The following is a 21,384-nucleotide window of genomic DNA, read 5'->3' as shown; positions in this document are numbered from 1 at the left end:
GCTTACAGCTCAGATTAGTTTCGCAGCCTCTTGGATCGATGATCACCTCGGTGACTATCTTCAAAAGTTACGCTAGGTACTAAGCTCTCTCGTCATCACGAAAGGCGCTTCGCGCCTTTCGAACGACAGCGAGCGTGCGCCCGCCTTCCGACTGGGGCTTTGGAGGAAATCGACGTTTCAGAGGGCATTAGGGCACACCTGCGGCTCGCGACGTTGCTCGCCGCAGGTATGCACCGTCCGGGAGTCCCGTGAGCGGAGCGAACGGGACAACGGACGGGGCACGACCGAAGGGAGTGCACCGTCCGGGAATTGAACCAAAATCAGACGTGCTCGCTCGTTTCACTCGCTGCGCGCGACTGATAGGGTNCAATTCCGTTCGGTGATTTCTCTCACTACGTTCGAGAAATGCACCGTCCGGGAATTGAACCCGGGCTATTAGCTTGGGAAGCTAATGTCCTACCACTGGACCAACGGTGCTCGAATCGAGATACCCGACCGCCTCACTTTAACGTAGCGTTTCGACGGCCGCGACGAGGAACCACCGCGTGCCGCCAGCCACACGCTTAAGCCGTCACCGACGGAGGCACGCCCATGACCGACGACGCAGCAGACTCGACGCGATCCGATGCGGTCGAGCGCGTGCGCGAGCGGACCGCGGACCTCGCCCCCGCGTTCGGCGCAACTTGGACCGACGACGAACCGTGGCGCTTCCTCACCGATCTCACGGCGATCGGGAGCCGCATGGCCGGCAGCGAGGGCGAACACCGTGCCGCCGGCCTCGTCGCCGACGCCTTCGAGCGCGCGGGGCTCGCGGGCGTTCGGACGGAGCCGTTCGACCTCCCGGCGTGGGAGCGCGGGTCGGCGTCGCTCGACGTGACCGTCTCCGGGCGGGACGGCGAGCCGTCGACGCGCTCGTTCGAGGCGCTGGCGCTCCCGTACTCGCCCGCGGGGAGCGTCTCCGGCGAACTCGTCGACGTCGGCTACGGCACCCCGTCTGAGATCGACGAGCGCGACGTGGAGGGGCGGATCGCGGTCGCCTCGACGACCACGCCCTCGGGCGGTCGGTTCGTCCACCGGATGGAGAAGTTCGGCTACGCGATCGATTCCGGCGCGGTGGGCTTCGTGTTCGTCAACCACCTCGACGGGCAGCTACCCCCCACCGGGTCGCTCACGTTCGGCGAGGAGGCCGAGGCGGTCGCGGTCGGCGTCTCGAAGGAGACCGGCGCGTGGCTTCGCGAGTACGCGGTCGGCGGCGCGAGCGGCGCTGTCGGCGGCGCAGCGGACGGTCCCGCCGCCGACGTCGCGCGGGCGGAGCTGTCGGTCGAGGCGTCGACGACGCCGGGCGAGAGCCGAAACGTGATCGGCCGCGCCGGGCCGGACACCGACGAGCGCGTCCTCCTCTTGGCGCACTACGACGCCCACGACATCGCGGAGGGAGCGCTCGACAACGGCTGCGGCATCGCGACGGTCGCGACCGCGGCCGGGGTTCTCGCCGACGCTGACCTCCCGCTCGGCGTCGACGTCGTCGCGGTCGGCGCCGAGGAGGTCGGGTTACTCGGCGCGGAACACCTCGCCGATCGTCTCGACCTCGACCGCGTGAAGGGCGTCGTCAACGTCGACGGGGCGGGGCGGTTCCGCGACCTCGTCGCGCTCGCGCACGCCTCGACGGCGGCCGCGTCGGTCGCGGAGGCCGTGTCGACGGCGACGCGGCAGCCCATCGAGGTCGACGCGCAGCCGCACCCGTTCTCCGACCAGTGGCCGTTCGTGCGCCGCGGCGTGCCGGCGCTCCAGCTCCACAGCGACTCCGGCGACCGCGGTCGGGGATGGGGCCACACCCACGCGGACACCCGCGACAAGGTCGACGACCGGAACGTCCGCGAGCACGCGATGCTGATCGCGCTGCTCGTCGCCGAGTTCGCGGCGCCCGAGCGCGACCTGCCGCGGCTGGACCGCGACGAACTCGCGGCCGCGTTCCGCGAGGCCGACTTCGAGACTGGGATGCGCGCGGCCGACCTCTGGCCGGCCAACTGGGACTGAGCGGGACGCCGCGAGCCGGTCTCGACCGCTCGGTCACTCGACGTCCGCGTCCGGCGTCGGGGGCGGGAGTCGCTTGTGTGCCGTCGCACGGTTGCGGCCGAGCAGGTCCGCGACGAGTTCGCGGTCGACCGCGGCGAGTTCGGCGGCTTCACTCCCGCTATCCCCTGCGTCATCGTCGCCATCCCCGTAGCCGTCGGCGATCGCCGCCTCGATCCGCTCGACGACCGACGCTGGGTCGAGCCCGCGATCGACGCCGAGGTGGAGGACGGGGTCGACGACCTCGTAGGGGGCGCCGAGGTCGTCCACGTCGCGCTGTCCCGGGAGGAACCCCGCGGTCGGCGGCTTCTCGACGACGAACTCCGGCACGTCGAGTTCGGCCGCCAGCGCCCGGACGTCCGTCTTGTAGAGGTGACCCAGCGGGAACAGGTCGGCAGCGCCGTCGCCGTGTTTCGTCAGGTAGCCCAGGAGGAGTTCGCTCCGGTTCGCGGTGCCACAGACCAAGCGGTTCGTCGCGTTCGCCGCGAGGTACGCGACGGCCATCCGGAGCCGCGCGACCGCGTTGCCGGACCGGACCGGCTCGTCGTGGAGGTCGAAGCGGTCGGGAACGACGGCGCCGAACTGCGCGAACAGCGGCTGGAGGTGGACCGTGTCGTGGGCGATCCCCAGCGCCTCGGCGAGCGCCTCGGCGTCGCGAGCGTGCGGCGCACCGATCTTGTTACACGGGAGGACGAGCCCGTACACGCGGTCGGCTCCGAGCGCCTCGACCGCGAGCGCGGCCGTCACCGTCGAGTCGAGCCCGCCGCTCATGTTCACCACGACGCCGTCGGCGCCCGCGGCGTCGACTCGGTCGGCGACGAACGACCGGACTCGGTCGCGTTCGACCGCAGGGTCCCGGTCTGGGAGCAGCGAGGCGGAGTCGGGCCCAGAACGGGGGTCGTCTCGATCTCCGTCCGACGCGGCTGCCGTTGAACGCCCGGTGGCGCTGACCTCGTCCGGATCGAACGCCGACTCGCGGTCAGGCATCACCCTCTCCGGCGCGGACCGTCCGTCCGGTCCGAATCGTCCGCCGTCGGGGCGACCCGCCGGCGATTCTCTGCGGCGCACGGGTGCGGTTCTGCGGGCGATCGCGAGCGTTACGTTGGATCGTCATCTGTCGCCTGCCGCTTCCGGCCGGGACGGTAAATACTTGCGGTGCGGATCGTATAAGGAATTGGTATATTTATATCTAAGAGCGGAGATATTGGGTAAAAAATTCAATATTTGTGTTATTCTATTCGCCTTAACCTAACGATTCGCTTGTAATTGGTTCTCCAGAACTGTCGAACCTGCGTCCAGAGATATTTTAGCCTATTTTCCATACGTATGCCCAAAAGATACTCGGATTAGAAGCGTTCTAAGCATATAATGTCGTTATATACGAACATTTATCAACTAAGTGTGCTTCAATTCGGCCATGTCCAACATTCAGTTGAGTTCGAGTCAGGAACGAGTGCTTACCGCGCTCGTGAACCTCTCCGAGGGCCGGGAGACGCCGGTACAGGGGCGCGAGATCGCCGAGGCCATCGATCGGAACGCGGGAACGGTCCGGAACCGGATGGGGAGCCTCAGCACCATCGGGCTCGTCAAGGGCGTCGCCGGGCCGGACGGCGGCTACATCCCGACCGACGACGCGTACGACGCGCTCGGCATCGAGCGGCTGGAGGACGCCGCGACGACGCCTGTCGAGCGCGAGGGCGACCCCGTCGAGGACGTCACCGTCGCGGAGATCGATCTCTCGAGCGTGGCGAACCCGGAGCTGTGCCGCGCCGAGCTCGTGATCCGCGGCCCGGTCGGCCCCTTCGACGCCGGCGACCACGTGACCGTCGGGCCGACGCCCGCCGCCGGGCTGCGCCTCTCGGGCGTCGTCGACGCGACGAACGTCGACGGCAACAGCCTGCTCGTCCGCGTCGACGGCATGGAGACGCCGACCGGTTCGGCCGCCTGACAGCGGTTTGAGCGGTGCCCGATCGGCGATCGAACGGCCGTCGAGCGGCGATCGGATTCCTCCTCGTTGACCGGATTCACTCCCCGTCGACAGCGGAGAACAGCCTGTCGCGGACCGCGCCGGTGGCGGCCGCGGCGTGACGCGCGTCTCGGTGTCGCTCTCCGAAGGCGACGCGAGCGCTCTCGGCGGCCTCGGGGTCGACGGTGAACGATGCGTCTGGGTAGGTCACGTCCCACAGCACGAGCGGCTCCGGGGGCGCGGGACCGACGCCGCGCTCGCCCGCGATCGACTCGGGAGCGAGCAGTCGGTCGATCCACTCCGGCTCTGCCGTTCCGCGACCGACGGCCCGAGCCGCGGCGACGATCCGGCGGACCAGCGCGCGCGGGAAGCCGCCGGCCGCCACCTCGACGACGAGCGCGTCGCCCTCGCGTGTCGCCCGCGTGTCGAGGTCGCGAACCGTCCCCGTCTCGTCGGTCGTTAGATTGTGGAAGTCGTGTTCGCCGTCGAACTGCGCGAGCGCGGCCCGGAGCCGCTCGTCGTCGACCGCGTGTTCCGGGTCTCGACGCGCAGTCTCGGCGGTCCTGTCCCTACCGGCGTCGGGGGCCTCGTCCGCACCGTCTCCGTCGGCCGCGGGCGCGTAGAGGTGGTACCGGTAGGTGCGGCGGACCGCGTCGTGGGTCGCGTGAAAGCCGCCTTCGACGTCGGCGGCGGCCCACACGCGGACCGACCCCGGCAGGTGGCCGTTGAACGCGCGCGGCGTGAGCCACGGCGGTGTCTCGAAGGCGACGGTCTGGGCAACTGCGGAGACGCCGGCGTCGGTCCGCCCCGCCGCGGCGTACCCGGGCGGCGTGGCGTGCGTCGACCCGTCGCCGCGCTCGACGACGCCGTGTTCCGCGAGCGCTTCGAGGAGCGCGTCCGCGACCGTGTGAGCGTGCGGCTGGCGCTGGAAGCCGGCGTACTCTCGACCGTCGTACGCGACCCGGAAGGCGCGGGTGACCGTCCCGCCGTCGTTCGACGCGGTCGTCACTGATCGTCGGACGCGCCGCGGCCGTCCGTCTCACCGCTCGTTCCCTCCGTGTCAGCCGATTCCGGCTCCGCCTCGTCGGAGTCTGCCATCGGGACGGTCACCACCGGCACCGACGCGACGCGGACGACCTTCTCGGTGACGCTCCCGAGGAGCAGCCGGCGGATCCCCCGTCGGGTGTGGCTCGGCATGACGACGATGTCGGCGCCGTCGTCGATGGCGTTCTCGATGACGTCGATGGGCTCGCCGCGGACGACGCTCCCGACCGCCTCGACCCCGGCCGCCTCCAGTTCGGCGGTCACCGCCTCGACGCGCTCCTCGGCCGCCTCCGCGAGCCGGTCGGAGAACGCCCCCGCTCGCGGGCCGGCGAGGGTGTCGGCCGCGGTGTCGGCGGCCGAGACGACGCGGACGGTCGCGTCGTAGCGCTCGGCGAGGCTGGCTGCGTGCGGGATCGCGTCGTCCGCCTCGCCGCCGGGCGCGACGGGCAGGAGGATGTCGTCGTACATACGCGATACTGCTCGCGCCCGGTGGAAAACGATACCGGCCGCCGATATGGTCGCGGTGGCGAGCGCTACAGGCCGAGCGCGTCGAGCAGGTAGATCCCGACGATCGCTACCACGCCCGGCAGCTCCGGCGGTGCGGGGATCGGGACGCGGAGGAACGCGAACAGCGCGCCGACCGACACCCCCACGAGGAGCGCGGCGACGGTCAAAACGGGGGTCGAACTCATGTCGCCGCGTCGGCGGTGTTGGTTTATAAACACGGTGTTCGCGGTCCGCGGGCGCCCCGCGCGGATGGGCAAGGTTTTCCGACGCGCGTCCCTCCTCGCGAACATGGCACGAGAGGTTTCCGACCCCGACAATCCGCAGGTAACGCTCCAGACGAACCACGGCGACATCGTCGTCGAACTGTTCGCCGACCGCGCGCCGAAGACGGTCGAGAACTTCCTCGGACTGGCGCGTCACGACCCCGCCGCTGACGCGGAGCCCGCGCGCGACACGAACACGTGGGAGGACCCCAAAAGCGGCGAGGTGCGCGGCGACTCGCTGTACGAGGGGATCGTCTTCCACCGCGTCATCGACGACTTCATGATCCAGGGCGGCGACCCGATGGAGAACGGCCGCGGCGGCCCCGGCTACGAGTTCGACGACGAGTTCCACGACGACCTCACCCACGACGGGCCCGGAATCCTCTCGATGGCGAACTCCGGCCCGAACACGAACGGCTCGCAGTTCTTCATCACGCTGGACGCGACCCCGCACCTCGACGGCAAGCACGCCGTCTTCGGGCAGGTCATCGACGGGATGGACGTGGTCGAGGAGATCGGCGGCGTGCCGACCGGGCGCAACGACGACCCCCGAGAGGCCGTCGAGATCGAGAAGGTCGACGTCGACGAGTAACACCGACGCGGTCGCCGATCGGTCCGGCGACGCGAGGAGTTGAGAAGAGTTAAATTGTCCCCGGCGTAAGCATCGTTTGCGCTCGGTTGGTGTAGTCCGGCCAATCATGTTGGCCTTTCGGCGGACGCGGCGCCTCGGCGCCGGTTCGGAAGTCAGCCGACGACCAGGGTTCAAATCCCTGACCGAGCATCCACTCTCACACCGCGAGCGACGCGTCTGTTCTCGCCGTCGACCCGAAGGGGAAGAATCACGGCCGTCGGAGACCGAGAGTCTGGTATGAGCGACCGACCCGACGCGAGCGACGACGACCGCGACGCCGGTGACGGCCGTGCCGCCGGCGAGGACGACAGGCGCTTCGAGACACGCGCGATCCACGCCGGCCAAGAGCCGGACCCGGAGACGGGCGCGCTGATGACCCCGATCCACGCGAACTCCACCTACGAGCAGGACGCGCCCGGCGATCACCGCGGCTACGAGTACAGCCGCACGGGGAACCCGACGCGGACCGACCTCGAATCGAACCTCGCCTCGCTGGAGTCGGGCAGCCACGCCCGCTGTTTCTCCTCGGGCATGGGCGCGATCAACACCGTCCTCAACCTCCTCTCCGCGGGCGACCACGTCGTCGCCGGCGACGACGTGTACGGCGGCACCCACCGGATCTTGACGCAGGTGTACGACGAGTACGACATCGACACGACGTTCGTCGACACCACCGACCACGACGCGGTTCGCGACGCGATGCGCGACGAGACCGAGCTGGTGTGGGTGGAGACGCCGACGAACCCGCTGATGAACGTCAACGACATCAGTGCGCTCGCCGACATCGCCCACGAGGGCGACGCGCTCTGCGCGGTCGACAACACGTTCGCGACGCCGTACCTCCAGCGGCCGCTCGAACACGGCGCCGACATCGTCTCCCAATCGCTGACGAAGTATCTCGGCGGCCACTCGGACACCATCGGCGGCGCCCTGATCGTCGACGACGAGGAACTCGACGAGCGGCTCGGCTTCTACCAGAACTCCGTCGGCGCGACGCCCGGCCCGTTCGACGCGTTCCTCGTCCTCCGCGGGACGAAGACCCTCCCCGTGCGGATGGACCGCCACTGCGAGAACGCGATGGCGCTCGCCGAGTGGCTGGAGGGACACGACGCGGTCGAGCGCGTCTACTACCCCGGGCTGGAGTCGCACCCGGACCACGAGCTGGCCGCCGAGCAGATGGACGACTTCGGCGGGATGCTCTCGTTCGAACTGGACGGAACCCTCGAAGAGGCGTCCACCGTCGTGAGCGAGACCGAGGTGTTCACCCTCGCCGAGTCGCTCGGCGGCGTCGAGAGCCTGATCGAGCAGCCCGCCGCGATGACCCACGCCGCTATCCCGCGCGAGGAGCGGCTCGCCGCCGGGCTCACCGACGGCCTCATCCGGGTCTCGGTCGGGATCGAACACGTCGACGACATGAAGGCCGACCTTCAGGCGGCGTTCGACGCGGCGCTGTCGTAGGCCTCTGGGTGGAATCGAGGATCGCCCTCTGCGCCGACCGACTGACACCATTTTTGTCGGTTCCGCCGAGACTGCTCCCATGAGCGATCCAGACGTCTTGGTGCTTCGCCAGACGATCCACGGACTGGGGCCCGACGAACTGGCGTCGGCGATCCGCGAGCGACTCCCCGACGTCGAGGTCGCGCGGGCGCGGACGCCGGCCGAGGAGCGCGACCTGATCCGGACGGCGCGGGTCGCGGTCGGGCTCACCATCGACGAGGAACTGCTCGCCGCGGCCGAGGAGCTGAAGCTGTTCGCCTGCGTGTTCGCGGGGACGGGCCACCTGCCGCGCGAGCTGCTCGCCGACCACGGGGTCGCCGTGACGAACGCGTCGGGCGTCCACGGGCCGAACATCGCCGAGCACGTCGTCGGGTCGATGATCGCGCACGCGCGACAGTTTCACCGCGCGTACCGCCAGCAGTCCCGCCGCGAGTGGCGCACCTACGAGACCACGGAGGTGTACGGCTCGACCGTCGCCGTCGTCGGGCTCGGCGCCATCGGGCGGGCGGTCGTCGACCGACTGGCGTCGTTCGACGTCGACACGGTCGGCGTGCGGTACTCCCCCGAGAAGGGCGGTCCGACCGACGAGGTGTACGGGTTCGACGAGTTCCACGAGGCCGTCACTGACGTCGAGTACGTCGTCTTGGCCTGCCCGCTCACCGAGACGACGCGGGGGCTCGTCGACGCCGACGCGCTCCGGACGATGCGCCCCGACGCGCTCCTCGTCAACATTGCTCGCGGCCCGATCGTCGACACCGACGCCCTCGTGACGGAACTCCGGAACAACCGCATCCGCGGCGCGGCGCTCGACGTCACCGACCCCGAGCCTCTCCCCGAGGACCACCCGCTGTGGGGGCTGTCGAACGCGACGATCACGCCGCACAACGCCGGCCACACGCCCGAGTACTACGAGCGGGTCGCCGAGATCCTCGCCGACAACGTCGCTCGGCTTGAGGCGGGCGACGACCTCCGCAATCGGGTGGTCTGAGTCGACACCGAACGCGTTCTGTAGAAGATCTATATATAGATACGTAGCAAAAATATCTCTCTATTTATTGGGTACACAGCGGCCTATGGACTCGTTTTGAGCGCAATTTAGAGTCGCGTCCCGGCCGCGAACTCTCCGAGGTATATATTTTGATCAAAATTAAGGTGTTCCGCTCCGGAGGGGCTGGTATGGAAACGCGGAAGGTCCAAGTCACCGGCGGCTCGACGTACACGGTCTCGATTCCGAAGACGTGGGCGACCGAAAACGACGTCGAGGCTGGGACGGAGATCGAGTTCCACCCGGACGGCGACTCGCTGTTTCTCACGCCGCTGTCCGATTCGGAGCGGACGCGGGGGACGCTGGACATCGCCGACCTGACGGGGCAGGCGCTCCGCCGGGCGGTGACGACGATGTACGTCAGCGGCTTCGACGTCATCGAACTGGAGGCCGCGGAGATCACCACCGAGCAGCGGTCGACGGTCCGCGAGGCGGTCCAGAGCCTCGTCGGTCTGGAGGTGCTGGAGGAGACCCGCGACCGCGTCGTCGTCCAGGACCTCCTCGACTCGTCGGAGCTTTCGATCCACAACGCGGTCACGCGCATGCGGCTGATCTCCCTGTCGATGCTCGAAGACGCGATCACCGCGCTCGGGGAGCGCGACCACGACCTCGCGCGCGACGTGATCGGGCGCGACGACGACCTCGACCGGCTGTGGCTCGTCGTCTCGCGGATCTTCCGCGCCACGCTGCGGACGCCGAAGGCCGCCGAAGAGCTGGGACTCCCGCGCGAGGAGTGTTTCGACTACCACTCCAGCGCCCGCCAGCTGGAGCGGATCGGCGACCACGCGACGAAGATAGCACACCTGACGCTGAACATCGACGAACCCCTTCCCGACGACGTCGTCGAGGCGGTGAGCGACCTCCACCGCGACGCGGTCGACGTGATCGACACGTCGATGGACGCGCTGTTCGACGACGACACCGACGCCGCGACCCGCCGTGCCAACGAGGCGCGGACCGGGGTCAGAGCGATCGACGAGCGCGTGCGCTCCATCGACGAACTCCTCCGCGACCTCGACCCGACGCGCGCGCAACTGCTGGGGCTCGTCGTCGACTCCGTCCTCCGCTCGGCCGACTACGGCGGAAACATCGCCGAGACCGCCCTCCAGAAGGCCGCGCCGACGCCGTGAGCGGATCCCGGCTCGAATCGAGACGGCCGTCGCCGATCTCGTTGCCGGGTGACCGATCTCGTTGCCGGGTGAACGGGTTTTTTGAGCGCGCTCGCCCGAGGTGATCGCATGCCAGAGATCGAACTCGGCGTGCCGAAGGGCGTCGTCGAGTCGCTTCCGGAAGAAGAGGGGACGGCCGAACGCGACATGCGACGGGCTATCAGTGGGATCCAATCGCGGCTGAACGAGGCGCTCGACGAGGCGGATCCGGGCGAGGCAGCCGAGGTCGTCGCCGACGCGGTCGAGCGCATGGAGTCGCAGGCGAGTACGTATCACGAGTTCGTCCCGGAACTGCGCGCGTGGGGCCAGTCGCCGATCTACGCGATCGCGTGGCGGAACCTCTACCTCGAACTCATCGGCCAGCTGTACGACCACGAGTGGCTCGCCGACGACCTCGACCGCGAGCGCAACTTTCGGCTGGTCGAAGACGGCATTCGGCTGTCCGACCTGTAACCGGGGACGCGACCGCACGGGCCGGGGTCCGCCGTCGTCTCTCCTTCCGCGGCCGCTTTTAAGCCGCCGCAACCCGACGTACGGGTATGGAACTGGAACTGCGGTTCTTCGCGACGTTTCGCGAGGCCGCCGGCGGGAAGACGGTGAACGCGGAGTTCGCCGACGGCTCCACCGTCGGTGACGTGCTGCGCGAACTGGAGTCGACGTACGAGGGAATGGAGGGGCGACTGATCGTCGACGGCGACCTCGCCCCGCAGATCAACGTCCTAAGGAACGGCCGCGAGGTGCTCCACCTCGACGGGCTGGACACGCCGATGGGAGACGGCGACCGACTCTCCGTGTTCCCGCCGGTCGCGGGGGGCGCATGAGCGACGACGGGTCGATCACCGCGGAGGAAGACGTCGGTGAGGAGAGCGCCGACTCGCCCGGTCTCCCGCCCGCGGAGGACGGGTGGGAGCGAAAGACGATTGCGTACCGCGGCATCTCACGACGGCTCGCGGCCCACTACCTCCGCAACTTGGGCGGGGAACTCGTGGGCACCGACGACCCCGCGGAGGCGACCCGCGTGGACGGCGACGGCTGGCGGGTCACTCTCAGCGCCGAGAAGGTGACCGCCGCGGCCGCGATCAAACTCACGGAGGTGACCGCCGAGTTCGCGGGCGACCCCGAGGTCCTCGCCGAACTGCTGCCGAAGTACCGACAGAAGGCCATGCGCGCCGGCGGGTGATGTCCGACGACGACGCGACTCCGGGTTCCGGCGATAACGGGACTGCGGGTTCCGACGACAACGGGACTGCGGGTTCCGACGACAACGGGACTGCGGGTTCCGGCGTCGACGGGGGTCGCGGCGACCGGGGAGACGCCGACCGAGACCCCGGCTCCTATCCGATAGAGGGCACCGCACTGGTGAAGACGGCCGCGCTCGCGAGCGTGCCGGCGGCCCGCGTGCCGGCGTTGCTCGCGCGCGTCCAAGCCGACCTCGGCCCCAGAATCGACGCGTATCGACGTCGCTACGAGCGGATCGCGGCCGACTCGGACCGCGAGGCGTTCCTCGTCGAGCCCGACCACTGGGAGTCGGTGGCCGACCGCGTCGGGCTCTCCGAGCGCGAGCGCGACGCCGTTGTCCGCGCCCACGAGGCCGCAGTCGAGCGGATCGGATCCGGGAGCGGTCGTCGAGACGAGTTCGACACCGCGCTGGAGATCCGGTCCGGCGTCGTCATCGGCGTTCAGGAGGGGAACGCTACCCGCGACGCGGATGCGGAAGGCGACCGCCATGCCGACGGCGAGGACGACTGATCCGAGTCCTGCCGTCACCGACGCCTTTTCGGACCGCAGCGCGGACGTTCCCGCATGCGACTCGCTCGACTGCTCACGCCTGACGGCCCCGTCGCCGGGCGCTACGTCGACGGCGCCGTCGTCGCGGACGACGGCCGCTACGAGGTCGGTCGCGACGGGCGGCTGCTCCCGCCGTGTGACCCAAGCGCGCTGTACTGCGTCGGCCGGAACTACGTCGAGACGCTCGACCAGATGGAGTACGAGCGGCCTGAGGAGCCGGACTTCTTTATCAAGCCGCCGGCGAGCCTGCTCGCGCACGGCGAACCGATCCGGTACCCGGAGTGGACCGACGAACTGACGTACGCCGGCGAACTGGTCGCCGTGATCGACGAGCGCTGCCGCGACCTCGACCCCGAGGACGTTCCGGACGCGGTGCGCGGCTACACGGTCATGAACGACGTCGACGCGCTCGACCAGCAGGGGCGGACCGCGCGCAAGGCGTTCGACGGGTCGGCGCCGCTGGGGCCGTGGATCGAGACCGACGTGGACCCGACCGGGGTCGACATCGAGACGACCGTGGGTGGCGAGACGCGCCAAGACGCCAACACCGAGCTGATGTTGTTCGGCCCGCGCGAAATCGTCTCGTACCTCTCGAAGCGGTTCACGTTCGAGCCCGGCGACTGCGTCGCGTTCGGCAGCCCCGCGAATCCCGGCCTCGTCGAACCGGGCGAGCGCGTCGAGATCACCTACGAGGGGGTCGGCACGCTCACGAACGAGGTAGTCGCGGCGGACGCGGGGTAGCGTCTCCAAGGGCGGAAGAGCGAGCTTCGATCGAGTTCAGCGGCCTCAGCGGCCCGCAGGGTCGAGGTCGCCGGCGCTCGTGGTGCCGAGGTCGTCGACGCTCGCGTCGTCGATCAGGTCTCGGGCGCTCGTTAGCGCCGTCTCGTCGCCGGTCCGGACGTACTCGCCGATGGCGTCGGCCGCCTCAACGAGGGCGTCCGCGGCCGCGGGCGGCACGTCCCCGCCGAGCGCGTCGACGCGCGTGACGCGGTCGCGAAGGCGCTCGAACGCGTCGCGGGCGGGCCCGACTCTCTCTTCCGGGGCCTCCCCGTCGACGGTGGCTGTCGGGGTGCCGTCGTCTTCGGTGTCATTGCTGTCGCCGTCGTTGTTTTCGCCGCCCCCCCGTTCGGCACCGGATTCGAGTTCGTCGAGGAAGTCGAGCGCGTCGCTCCGGTACGCCTCGACGGCACGCACGGCCGCCATCCCCCGGGCCTCGCGGAGCGTGGTCGGGATCCCGTCGGCCGGCGGTCGGTCGCCGTCGTCGGCGCCGGCGAGCAGCGCGAGGAGGAACTCGCGGTCGGCGTCCGTCGGGTCGCGCAGTCGCTCGAAGCAGTCGACGGCCTCCAGCAGTTCGCGGGCCGCGAGGTACGTCTCGTCGAGCGGCGCGAGCCGGCCGCCGTCGATGAACCCGCGCTTCCGGCAGTACTCCCGAAGATCGGGCTGGAGTTCGTCGACGCCCGACCGCGGGAGAGTCTCGGGCGCGTCTCCGAACCGCTCGCGGTGGGCGGTGAGATCGAGCGAGACGGACGCGTCGGTGTGTGCGGTGCGGGCGTCGACGCCAACGCTGCGGAGGTCGCCGCAGCTCGGACACGCGACGGAGCCCGTCTCGTAGTACGACCACCGCGTGCCGCAGGACCGGCACTCGCGTTCGCCGCGGATCTTCATACGAGGCGGTTCGTCGCGTCCGCCCTAAATGACTGCGGGTCGGGGGCCCCGGCTCGGGTGACGGCCGTCGGTTGCCAGCATATTTCACGCTGTTCGGCGAACGGTCGGTATGACTTGGCACGCCGTCGACGCGCTCGACCGCGCCGTCGACGCAACGCGGCGGTTCCTCTTTCCCTTTGAGGCGGTGCGGTGGGCGAAGATCGCGTTCCTCGCGCTCGTGATGGCAGGCGGGGGCGCCGGTGTGTCGGGCTCCGGCTCGTCGTCGTTCGGCGCCTCGGCCGCCGGAGTTGGCGCCCGGAACGAGTTCGTTCCGGCGGAATCCGAGTCGGTGCCGGCGGGCGTCGAGCGCGTCGTGGGTGCGGGCGTCGAGCGGCTCACCGGACTCGACGCCGCGCTGCTGGCCGGGATCGCGGTCGGCGCGGCGCTCGTCGCGGTCGGGCTCGCCGCGTGTTCAATCGCGTTCCGACTCGTTTTCTACGACGCGCTCGCGACGACCGAGGTCGCGCTCTGGCGCCCGTTCCGCGATCGGCTCCGGCAGGCGCTGGAGCTGCTCGCGTTCTCAGTGGTTCTCGCGGCCGCGGCCGGAGTCCCCGCGCTCGCGCTCGCCCTTGTCCTCGACCCCGCGGCGTCGGTCGCGGTCGGGGACGGCGTTTCGTTCGGCGGCCTCTCTGGCTCTTCGACGATCCAGACCGCAGCGATCGGGGCGCTCGCTGTGGTTGCGGCCGGGAGCATACTGCTCGGGGCCGTCGGCTCCCGGCTCACGTTCGAGTTCGTCGCCCCCGCAATGGTCACCCGCGACGCGGGCGTGATCGCCGGCTGGCGAGCGGTTTGGGAGTCGCTCCGCGGGTCCGGGACCGACGTCGTCGCCTACTTCGCGGTTCATGCCGTCGTCGCGGCTGGCGTCGGGATCGTTCAGGGCGTCGCCGTTGCGCTCGCCGCCGGCGTCGTCGCCGCGGTCGGTCTCGTCGCGCTCGTCCTCGCGGCCATTCCGCTCGGTGGGGTCGGGGCCCTGATCGGAACGACGGGGGGAGCGATCGTTCTCGCGACCGTGCTGGTCTGTGGCGTCGTCGCCGTCGTGGTCGTGACGCTCCCGATCCGACTTGTGGCGCGAACGTATCTCACCGCGTACGAGGTCTCGACGCTCGCGGGGATCGACTCCGACCTGGCGCCGCTGGCGTCGACGCTCGTCGCGAGCGACGGAGCGGTCACCGAATGATCGTCGAACGTCGAATCGGATATTCGACACCATCGGATAGCTTTTTACTCCGTTCACGAATTGAGAGAGACATGGGACTAGACGACGACGCGCGGGAGTACCACCGGCAGGAGCCGCCCGGGAAGATCGAGATCGAGACGACGAAGCCCACGAACACGCAGCGGGACCTCTCGCTGGCGTACTCGCCGGGCGTCGCCGCGCCGTGTCGCGACATCGCGGCCGACCCCGAGTCCGTCTTCGAGTACACGGCCAAGGGGAACCTCGTCGCCGTCGTCTCGAACGGGTCGGCGGTCCTCGGACTCGGCGACATCGGTGCCGCCGCCTCGAAGCCCGTCATGGAGGGGAAGGGGGGGCTGTTCAAGCGGTTCGCCGACATCGACGTGTTCGACATCGAACTCGACATCGACTCCGTCGACCCGTTCTGCGAGGCGGTGAAGGCGATGGAGCCGACGTTCGGCGGGATCAACTTGGAGGACATCAAGGCCCCCGAATGCTTCAAGATCGAGGAACGGCTCCGCGAGGAGATGGCCGTCCCGGTGTTCCACGACGACCAGCACGGCACCGCGATCATCTCCGGTGCGGCGCTGATGAACGCGGTCGACATCTCGGACAAGGACCTCTCGGAGCTCGAAATCGTCTTCTCCGGCGCCGGCGCGTCCGCCATCGCGACGGCCCGGTTCTACGTGTCGCTGGGCGCGCGAAAGGAGAACATCACGATGTGTGACTCCTCCGGGATCATCACCGAGGAGCGCGTCGAGGCCGGGGAGGTCAACGAGTACAAGAGCCAGTTCGCCACGCCCGTTGAGGAGGGTGACCTCGCGGACGCGATGGCGGGCGCCGACGTGTTCGTCGGGCTCTCCGTCGGCGGAATCGTCTCGCAGGAGATGGTTCGGTCGATGGCCGCGGATCCGATCATCTTCGCGATGGCGAACCCCGATCCGGAGATCACCTACGAGGACGCGAAAGACGCGCGCGACGACACGGTTATCATGGCGACGGGCCGGTCCGACTACCCGAACATGGTGAACAACGTGCTCGGGTTCCCCTTCCTGTTCCGGGGTGCGCTCGACGTGCGCGCGACCGAGATCAACGAGGAGATGAAGGCCGCCGCCGCGGAGGCGCTCGCCGACCTCGCGCGCAAGGACGTCCCGGACGCGGTCGTGAAGGCGTACGGCGACGACCCGCTCCAGTTCGGGCCGGACTACGTCATCCCGAAGCCGCTCGACCCCCGCGTGCTGTTCGAGGTGGCGCCGCGCGTCGCGGAGGCGGCGATGGAGTCGGGATCGGCCCGGACCGAGATCGACCTCGAAAAGTACCGGGAGCGGCTCGAAGCCCGGCTCGGGAAGTCCCGCGAGATGATGCGGGTCGTGTTGAACAAAGCGAAGAGCGATCCGAAGCGGATCGCGCTCGCAGAGGGCACCGACGAGAAGATGATCCGCGCGGCCTACCAGCTCTCGGAGCAGGGGATCGCGGAGCCGGTGCTGCTCGGCGACGCCGACACGATCTCGCAGACCGCGGCCGAACTCGGCCTCTCGTTCCGCCCCGAAGTGGTCGACCCCGACGACCGGGACGTCTCCGCGTACGGCGACCGATTGTACGAGCTCAGGAAGCGGAAGGGGATCACGAAACGCGAGGCCGACGACTTGGTGAAGCGGGACACGAACTACCTCGGAAGCGTGATGGTCGAGACCGGCGACGTCGACGCGATGCTCACCGGGCTCACCCACCACTACCCGTCCGCGCTCCGGCCGCCGCTCCAGATCGTCGGGTCCGCGGCCGACACCGACACCGTCGCCGGGGTGTACATGCTCACGTTCAAGAACAGGGTCATCTTCTGTGCGGACACGACCGTCAATCAAGATCCGGACGCGGAGACGCTCGCGGAGATCACGCGACACACCGCCGACCTCGCGCGCCGGTTCAACGTCGAGCCGCGCGCGGCGATGCTGTCGTACTCCAACTTCGGGAGCGTCGACAACGAGGGGACGCGGAAGCCCCGCGACGCGGTCGACATCCTCCAATCAGATGACGCGGTCGACTTCCCGGTCGACGGGGAGATGCAGGCCGACACCGCGGTCGTCGACGACATCCTCAACGGGACATACGAGTTCTCCCAGCTCGACGAGGCCGCCAACGTCCTCGTGTTCCCGAACCTCGAAGCCGGGAACATCGGATACAAGCTGCTCCAGCGGCTCGGCGGTGCCGAGGCCATCGGCCCGATGCTGGTCGGGATGGACGAGCCGGTCCACGTGCTCCAGCGGGGCGACGAGGTGAAAGACATCGTCAACCTCGCCAGTGTCGCCGTCGTGGACGCGCAGGAGTAGTCCGTCGCGGGTGTCGGGCGGTCGGTATCGTCGCGGGTGTTTCGGCGATCGGTACACCAAATTTACTTGTTTCCGACTACGACAGCGTTGGTATGGGACCGAGCGAGGATCCGGACGAATTGACCGGGCCGCGAGTACTCGACAACAGGCGCGACGCGACTCGCTACCGGGTCCTCGTCGAGATCGCTGCGCGACAGCCGGCCGTGAGCCAAGAGGAGATCGCCGACGTCATCGGCGTGACGTCGCAGGCGGTGAGCGACTACGTCCGCGATCTGGTCGACGGCGGGTTCGTGGAGAAGCGCGGTCGCGGTCGGTACGAGGTGACGAAGGAGGGGGTCGACTGGATCATCACGCGGACCGACGCCCTCTCGGAGTTCGTGTCTCGGGTGTCCGACGACGTCTTGGGAAGCGTCGACGTCGACGCCGCGGTGGCGACCGACGCGTTCGAAGAGGGCGACGACGTCGGGCTGGAGATGCGCGACGGCGTGTTACACGCCGTCCCCGAGGGTGGTTCGGCGGCGACGGCAGTCGTCGTCACGGGCGGCGAGACGGGAGAGGCGATCGGCGTCACCGACTTCGAAGGCGTCGTCGAGTACGATCCGGGCGTGGTGACGGTCGTTCCCATTCCCGCCGTGACCGAAGGTGATCCGCCCCATTCAGACGTGATTAGGGACCGTGCCACCGAGGCGGACCTCGTCGCGGTCGGCGGGACCGAGGCCTACGCGCTCGCGACTCGTACCGGGGTCCGACCCGACGCGCGGTTCGGGTCTGCGACGGGCGTCTCGCAGGCCGCCCTTCGCGGTTTGGACGTGCTCTTGCTCGTCTCCACTGACGAACTCTCTCGACACACGACTCGACTTCGCGAAGACGGCGTGCGGTACGAGGTCCGCGACTCCCTCGACCGCTGAGTCGGAGTTGGCCGAGGAACACTGAGGGCCACGTGCGGAGTGGTACGAGTGGAGAGTGGTACGAGTAGAGAGTGGTACGAATGGAGAGTGGTACGAGTGGAGAGTGGTACGAGTGGAGAGACACACCGTGTTTCCGGTGAAATTGGGGTCTGGTTGGGTGGGGGCAGTGGGCCGGCAGGGTATTATGTCCGAGAAGTCCAAATCCTGACCAGTTTGAAACAACAGGTTTTATTAACTAATCCAGAGTACGGTCCGTCAAGCCAAATTGGCGAGTATTCGCCGAGCCATATGCGTCGTTTCACCGGAAACGTGGTCCCTCCCGTGGCAGAGTCGTCCGTCACCTCGTCGAACACCGTGTTTCCGGTGAAATGGGCTGGCTATCGGCTCCCCCGCTGTCGGTCTCGTTCGCTCCGTTTGGTCGCGTCCCTTCGTCTATCGTTGTCCGCAAACACCGTCTCAGTGCGCTCTCGACGTACTCTCGCAGACCAGTGTCTGTTTTGATCGTCCGCTAACTGTGGAAGCGGGTCTCCCGTTCTGTCTTTTTTGATTGACTCGGTCAGGGCGACCGAGTGTGAGCCGAGTCCGATTGTCTGCGGGTCCCGTCTCGACCGCTTAGCCAGTACCTCTCGACCCAGATTTCCGAATTCCTCCCGACTCACTTTTCCGAGTTCCTCCCGACCGACCTCGTCGCTCACCTCCCAACCTGCGCCCCGGGCCCACCCGACCCACCCCTCCCCAGCCCCGTTTTCACCGGAAACACGGTGTGTGTCTCGACCGACCGATCCGCCCCCGACCGCATCCAACACGCGGTCGCGAAACAGAACGCATTTCACCGGAAACCCGGTGTCTCTCTCATGGACGCAGCGGACGACCTCTTCACGAGGGAGGACCCCATCTTCGCGAACAAGGAGCTCCTCGAGATCAGTCACCTACCGGGCGAGGGGCGAATCGTCGGCCGAGACGACGAGATCGCCGATCTGGCCACGGCGGTCAATCCGGCCATCTTCGGACAGAGCCCGAGCAACGTACTCATCTACGGGAAGACTGGTACGGGGAAGTCGCTGTGTGCGAAGTACGTCTCCAAGCGACTCGTCTCGACCGCGAGCGAGGAGGGCGTCACGGCGACGTTCGCCTACGTCGACTGCGCGCAGGACACCACGGAGACGCAGGCGGTCCAGACGATCGCCGAGGGCGTCAACGACCCCGAAGAGACCGGAATCAACGTTCCCGACAAGGGGCTCTCCACCTCCACGTACTACAAGCGGCTCTGGCGGATCCTCGACCAGCGATACGACGTCATTTTGATCCTCCTCGACGAGATCGACAAGCTCGACGACGACGCCATCCTGATGCAGCTGTCCCGCGCGGGCGAGGCCGGCAAGATCACCGACTGTAAGCTCGGTGTCGTCGGAATCAGCAACAAGATTCAGTACAAAGACCGGATGGACGAGCGCGTCAAGTCCAGCCTCTGTGAGCGCGAGTTCGTCTTTCCGCCGTACGACGCGAATCAGCTCCGGGAGATTATGCAGGCGCGTGCGGACGCGTTTCACGACGACGTTCTCGAACCCTCGACGATCCCCCGCGCCGCCGCGCTCGCGGCGCGCGAACACGGCGACGCGCGGAAGGCCATCGACATCCTCCGGTACGCGGGCGAGATCGCGCAGGCGAACGGCGAACCCACGGTCCGCGAGGAGTTCGTCACGCAGGCGCGCGAGCGAGCCGAGACCGACCGCTTCCGGGAACTCATCCGCGGGTCCACCCCGCACTCGCGGTACGTGCTTCAGGCGCTCGCGCTGCTCTCGCTTTCGAACGGTCGGCAAGACGGGTTCCGCACGAGTCGGGTGTACGAGATCTACGAGAACATCTGTCGACAGGAGGGCTCCGACAGCCTCTCGCTGCGACGCGTCCGCGACCTACTGAAGGAACACGCGTTCCTCGACATCATCGAACAGTCGAAACACAGCGGCGGCAGCGCCGAGGGAAGCTACACCAAACACCAGCTTCTCGAGGATCCGAGCGTCGTCAAAGAGGTCCTCACCGAGGACGACGCCGAAACGTAACCGAGCCGTACCCGGCCGCTCGACACTGACAGGCGGCCGATCGACACCGATCGCCGCCCTTTGTCAAGGCGGCGGTAACCGAACAGACCGATCGGTTCACCCTCAGCCGAGCAGACCGAGCCCTTCGATGCGTTCGACAATCTCCTCGACCGCTTCTTCGGCGTCGTCGGTCTGCTTCCCGCCGGTGATAACGATCTTTCCGCTCCCGAAGAGCAGGATGACGACTTCTGGCTCGTCCATCCGGTACACGAGGCCGGGGAACTGCTCGGGTTCGTACTCCACGTCTTCGAGGCCGAGCCCGATCGCGAGGGCGTTGAGGTTGAGGTTGTGCCCGAGATCTGCGCTCGACACGATGTTCTGTACGGTGATCTCCGGGTCGTCTTCGACAGGGATCTGGAGGCCGCGAAGCTTCTCGAAGATGATTCCGAGCGCGTCGTGAACGTCGTCGATACTCTTCGCGCCCGTACAGACGATCTTCCCCGACCGGAAGATGAGCGCGGCCGCTTTCGGTTCCTGAGTCCGGTACACGAGGCCGGGGAAGTTGTCCGGGTTGAAATCCGCACCCGGGAGGTCTTCTGCGAGCGCCTCTAAATCGAGTTCCTGGCCGATACCCGTCGATGCAACAACGTTCTGAATCTCGATCGAGTCTGCAGGGTTCGTCATCGTTCGCTTTTATATGTGTCCCCCTCCCTTATAAACGCCCGTGGTATAAACGACCGGCTCATCCCGAGACGGATCCCTATGTCCTCGCGTACGCGTAAGGTCCCCGGACATAGCGTGGAATACTATGATTGAATTCTGATATATTGTGCGATCACGAGTGCTTATCCAACTATCTGACGACGCCGGGCGTCCCCGAGTACCACCGCTCGCCGATGGGTCAACTCGTTGTGAACTGCTCCATGAAACCGCATGACGTGGCGGAGATGGTTCGACGGGGTTAAGTATAACCCGGGCATTTGATGAGATGCGAGGCGCCCCCGCCGAGGGGGCACCGGCCGGCCGTTGACGCGGCCGGTCGAAGCGTTCCGACGTGCTTAAGTGTATAAGCCCGTTCGGTTGAAACGCGAAGAACGCACCGCGGACTCGGGCCGTTCAACTCGGCCCGGTTTCGCAGAGTCGGTTCATCCGACTCACCTGATGAGGATCACGCCCCCTGCGCTCCGGCGTAAGCGGTGATCTGATGTGAGCCGTGGTCGTTCGGTGCCATCCAAGCCGCTGGGTAAAC

General features: G+C 68.0%; 21 protein-coding genes and 2 tRNA genes. 16 read left to right on the top strand and 7 right to left on the bottom strand.

What is annotated here, in order from left to right; translation table 11 throughout:
- Positions 1-406: 406 nt before the first annotated feature.
- A tRNA-Gly gene (locus C463_RS10725) sits at positions 407-477 on the bottom strand.
- A 114-nt stretch (positions 478-591) separates the two neighbouring features.
- On the opposite strand from C463_RS10725, the gene C463_RS10720 reads away from it, so the two are divergent.
- Complete coding sequence (locus C463_RS10720; protein WP_008443648.1) at positions 592-2,037, top strand: M28 family metallopeptidase; 1,446 nt, start codon at positions 592-594, stop codon at positions 2,035-2,037.
- A gap of 33 nt (positions 2,038-2,070) precedes the next feature.
- Here C463_RS10720 and nadE read toward each other — a convergent pair whose 3' ends face one another.
- Positions 2,071-3,060, bottom strand: coding sequence for an NAD(+) synthase (nadE, locus tag C463_RS10715; RefSeq protein ID WP_008443646.1), 990 nt, complete (start codon positions 3,058-3,060; stop codon positions 2,071-2,073).
- 430 nt (positions 3,061-3,490) lie between these two features.
- On the opposite strand from nadE, the gene C463_RS10710 reads away from it, so the two are divergent.
- Positions 3,491-4,021 carry an Rrf2 family transcriptional regulator gene (locus tag C463_RS10710; protein ID WP_049905830.1) on the top strand — a complete coding sequence of 177 codons (531 nt, stop codon included), beginning with the start codon at positions 3,491-3,493 and terminating at the stop codon, positions 4,019-4,021.
- A gap of 76 nt (positions 4,022-4,097) precedes the next feature.
- On the opposite strand, the gene truA is transcribed toward C463_RS10710, so the two are convergent.
- The 3 genes from truA to C463_RS17835 all read right to left on the bottom strand — a co-directional run bounded on the left by truA (position 4,098) and on the right by C463_RS17835 (position 5,775).
- Positions 4,098-5,048, bottom strand: coding sequence for a tRNA pseudouridine(38-40) synthase TruA (truA, locus tag C463_RS10705; protein WP_008443643.1), 951 nt, complete (start codon positions 5,046-5,048; stop codon positions 4,098-4,100).
- Complete coding sequence (locus C463_RS10700) at positions 5,045-5,551, bottom strand: universal stress protein (protein WP_008443641.1); 507 nt, start codon at positions 5,549-5,551, stop codon at positions 5,045-5,047. Before C463_RS10700 ends, truA begins: the two co-directional genes overlap by 4 nt.
- A gap of 65 nt (positions 5,552-5,616) precedes the next feature.
- Positions 5,617-5,775, bottom strand: a complete 159-nt coding sequence (locus C463_RS17835; RefSeq protein WP_080510821.1) for a XapX domain-containing protein — start codon at positions 5,773-5,775, stop codon at positions 5,617-5,619.
- Between the two features lie 103 nt (positions 5,776-5,878).
- Here C463_RS17835 and C463_RS10695 point away from each other — a divergent pair, with 103 nt between their 5' ends.
- From C463_RS10695 to C463_RS10650, 10 genes are all read left to right on the top strand, one after another.
- Positions 5,879-6,445 carry a peptidylprolyl isomerase gene (locus C463_RS10695; RefSeq protein ID WP_049905833.1) on the top strand — a complete coding sequence of 189 codons (567 nt, stop codon included), beginning with the start codon at positions 5,879-5,881 and terminating at the stop codon, positions 6,443-6,445.
- 80 nt (positions 6,446-6,525) lie between these two features.
- Positions 6,526-6,634: transfer RNA gene (locus tag C463_RS10690), tRNA-Glu, on the top strand.
- Positions 6,635-6,721: 87 nt separating this feature from the next.
- Positions 6,722-7,942 (top strand): cystathionine gamma-synthase, encoded by a 1,221-nt coding sequence (locus tag C463_RS10685; RefSeq protein ID WP_008443629.1) that lies wholly within the window; start codon positions 6,722-6,724, stop codon positions 7,940-7,942.
- Positions 7,943-8,021: 79 nt separating this feature from the next.
- A complete protein-coding gene (locus C463_RS10680; RefSeq protein WP_008443628.1) occupies positions 8,022-8,969 on the top strand; it encodes a D-2-hydroxyacid dehydrogenase in 948 nt (315 codons plus the stop codon).
- Between the two features lie 188 nt (positions 8,970-9,157).
- The gene (locus C463_RS10675; RefSeq protein ID WP_008443627.1) at positions 9,158-10,156 is read left to right on the top strand and encodes a PhoU domain-containing protein; all 999 of its coding nucleotides are present in this window, start codon (positions 9,158-9,160) and stop codon (positions 10,154-10,156) included.
- Between the two features lie 108 nt (positions 10,157-10,264).
- The gene (locus C463_RS10670) at positions 10,265-10,648 is read left to right on the top strand and encodes a hypothetical protein (RefSeq protein ID WP_008443626.1); all 384 of its coding nucleotides are present in this window, start codon (positions 10,265-10,267) and stop codon (positions 10,646-10,648) included.
- A gap of 86 nt (positions 10,649-10,734) precedes the next feature.
- The gene (locus tag C463_RS10665; protein ID WP_008443620.1) at positions 10,735-11,016 is read left to right on the top strand and encodes a ubiquitin-like small modifier protein 1; all 282 of its coding nucleotides are present in this window, start codon (positions 10,735-10,737) and stop codon (positions 11,014-11,016) included.
- Positions 11,013-11,375 carry a hypothetical protein gene (locus C463_RS10660; protein ID WP_008443619.1) on the top strand — a complete coding sequence of 121 codons (363 nt, stop codon included), beginning with the start codon at positions 11,013-11,015 and terminating at the stop codon, positions 11,373-11,375. The genes C463_RS10665 and C463_RS10660 overlap by 4 nt, the downstream gene beginning before the upstream one ends.
- On the top strand, positions 11,375-11,944 hold the full coding sequence (locus tag C463_RS10655; protein WP_008443618.1) for a hypothetical protein: 570 nt from the start codon (positions 11,375-11,377) through the stop codon (positions 11,942-11,944). Before C463_RS10660 ends, C463_RS10655 begins: the two co-directional genes overlap by 1 nt.
- Before the next feature lie 54 nt (positions 11,945-11,998).
- Positions 11,999-12,724 carry a fumarylacetoacetate hydrolase family protein gene (locus tag C463_RS10650; protein ID WP_008443617.1) on the top strand — a complete coding sequence of 242 codons (726 nt, stop codon included), beginning with the start codon at positions 11,999-12,001 and terminating at the stop codon, positions 12,722-12,724.
- Between the two features lie 45 nt (positions 12,725-12,769).
- On the opposite strand, the gene C463_RS10645 is transcribed toward C463_RS10650, so the two are convergent.
- Complete coding sequence (locus C463_RS10645) at positions 12,770-13,648, bottom strand: DUF7117 family protein (RefSeq protein ID WP_008443616.1); 879 nt, start codon at positions 13,646-13,648, stop codon at positions 12,770-12,772.
- A 109-nt stretch (positions 13,649-13,757) separates the two neighbouring features.
- On the opposite strand from C463_RS10645, the gene C463_RS10640 reads away from it, so the two are divergent.
- From C463_RS10640 to C463_RS10625, 4 genes are all read left to right on the top strand, one after another.
- Positions 13,758-14,864, top strand: a complete 1,107-nt coding sequence (locus C463_RS10640) for a DUF7544 domain-containing protein (protein WP_008443615.1) — start codon at positions 13,758-13,760, stop codon at positions 14,862-14,864.
- Positions 14,865-14,935: 71 nt separating this feature from the next.
- Positions 14,936-17,188, top strand: coding sequence for an NADP-dependent malic enzyme (locus tag C463_RS10635; protein WP_008443609.1), 2,253 nt, complete (start codon positions 14,936-14,938; stop codon positions 17,186-17,188).
- 92 nt (positions 17,189-17,280) lie between these two features.
- Complete coding sequence (locus C463_RS10630) at positions 17,281-18,096, top strand: DUF7839 domain-containing protein (RefSeq protein ID WP_008443607.1); 816 nt, start codon at positions 17,281-17,283, stop codon at positions 18,094-18,096.
- An 854-nt stretch (positions 18,097-18,950) separates the two neighbouring features.
- On the top strand, positions 18,951-20,156 hold the full coding sequence (locus C463_RS10625) for a Cdc6/Cdc18 family protein (protein ID WP_049905829.1): 1,206 nt from the start codon (positions 18,951-18,953) through the stop codon (positions 20,154-20,156).
- A gap of 102 nt (positions 20,157-20,258) precedes the next feature.
- Here C463_RS10625 and C463_RS10620 read toward each other — a convergent pair whose 3' ends face one another.
- Positions 20,259-20,819 carry a TATA-box-binding protein gene (locus tag C463_RS10620; protein ID WP_008443603.1) on the bottom strand — a complete coding sequence of 187 codons (561 nt, stop codon included), beginning with the start codon at positions 20,817-20,819 and terminating at the stop codon, positions 20,259-20,261.
- Positions 20,820-21,384 lie beyond the last annotated feature (565 nt).

This window comes from Halorubrum californiense DSM 19288, from assembly GCF_000336875.1.
Lineage (GTDB): Archaea > Halobacteriota > Halobacteria > Halobacteriales > Haloferacaceae > Halorubrum > Halorubrum californiense.
Note: the sequence above shows the minus strand (reverse complement) of the source record. Positions and strands in the feature narration are given on the sequence as shown.

Excerpts from the sequence above, each read along its gene's own strand:
- C463_RS10670 (WP_008443626.1), top strand. The coding sequence starts at position 10,265 with ATGCCAGAGATCGAACTCGGCGTGCCGAAGGGCGTCGTCGAGTCGCTT.
- C463_RS10710 (WP_049905830.1), top strand. The coding sequence starts at position 3,491 with ATGTCCAACATTCAGTTGAGTTCGAGTCAGGAACGAGTGCTTACCGCG.
- C463_RS10655 (WP_008443618.1), top strand. The coding sequence starts at position 11,375 with ATGTCCGACGACGACGCGACTCCGGGTTCCGGCGATAACGGGACTGCG.
- C463_RS10685 (WP_008443629.1), top strand. The coding sequence starts at position 6,722 with ATGAGCGACCGACCCGACGCGAGCGACGACGACCGCGACGCCGGTGAC.
- nadE (WP_008443646.1), bottom strand. The coding sequence starts at position 3,060 with ATGCCTGACCGCGAGTCGGCGTTCGATCCGGACGAGGTCAGCGCCACC.
- C463_RS10675 (WP_008443627.1), top strand. The coding sequence starts at position 9,158 with ATGGAAACGCGGAAGGTCCAAGTCACCGGCGGCTCGACGTACACGGTC.
- C463_RS10640 (WP_008443615.1), top strand. The coding sequence starts at position 13,758 with ATGACTTGGCACGCCGTCGACGCGCTCGACCGCGCCGTCGACGCAACG.
- C463_RS10630 (WP_008443607.1), top strand. The coding sequence starts at position 17,281 with ATGGGACCGAGCGAGGATCCGGACGAATTGACCGGGCCGCGAGTACTC.
- C463_RS10695 (WP_049905833.1), top strand. The coding sequence starts at position 5,879 with ATGGCACGAGAGGTTTCCGACCCCGACAATCCGCAGGTAACGCTCCAG.
- C463_RS10635 (WP_008443609.1), top strand. The coding sequence starts at position 14,936 with ATGGGACTAGACGACGACGCGCGGGAGTACCACCGGCAGGAGCCGCCC.
- C463_RS10660 (WP_008443619.1), top strand. The coding sequence starts at position 11,013 with ATGAGCGACGACGGGTCGATCACCGCGGAGGAAGACGTCGGTGAGGAG.
- C463_RS10720 (WP_008443648.1), top strand. The coding sequence starts at position 592 with ATGACCGACGACGCAGCAGACTCGACGCGATCCGATGCGGTCGAGCGC.
- C463_RS10625 (WP_049905829.1), top strand. The coding sequence starts at position 18,951 with ATGGACGCAGCGGACGACCTCTTCACGAGGGAGGACCCCATCTTCGCG.
- C463_RS10680 (WP_008443628.1), top strand. The coding sequence starts at position 8,022 with ATGAGCGATCCAGACGTCTTGGTGCTTCGCCAGACGATCCACGGACTG.
- C463_RS10645 (WP_008443616.1), bottom strand. The coding sequence starts at position 13,648 with ATGAAGATCCGCGGCGAACGCGAGTGCCGGTCCTGCGGCACGCGGTGG.
- C463_RS17835 (WP_080510821.1), bottom strand. The coding sequence starts at position 5,775 with ATGAGTTCGACCCCCGTTTTGACCGTCGCCGCGCTCCTCGTGGGGGTG.
- C463_RS10620 (WP_008443603.1), bottom strand. The coding sequence starts at position 20,819 with ATGACGAACCCTGCAGACTCGATCGAGATTCAGAACGTTGTTGCATCG.
- C463_RS10700 (WP_008443641.1), bottom strand. The coding sequence starts at position 5,551 with ATGTACGACGACATCCTCCTGCCCGTCGCGCCCGGCGGCGAGGCGGAC.
- C463_RS10665 (WP_008443620.1), top strand. The coding sequence starts at position 10,735 with ATGGAACTGGAACTGCGGTTCTTCGCGACGTTTCGCGAGGCCGCCGGC.
- C463_RS10650 (WP_008443617.1), top strand. The coding sequence starts at position 11,999 with ATGCGACTCGCTCGACTGCTCACGCCTGACGGCCCCGTCGCCGGGCGC.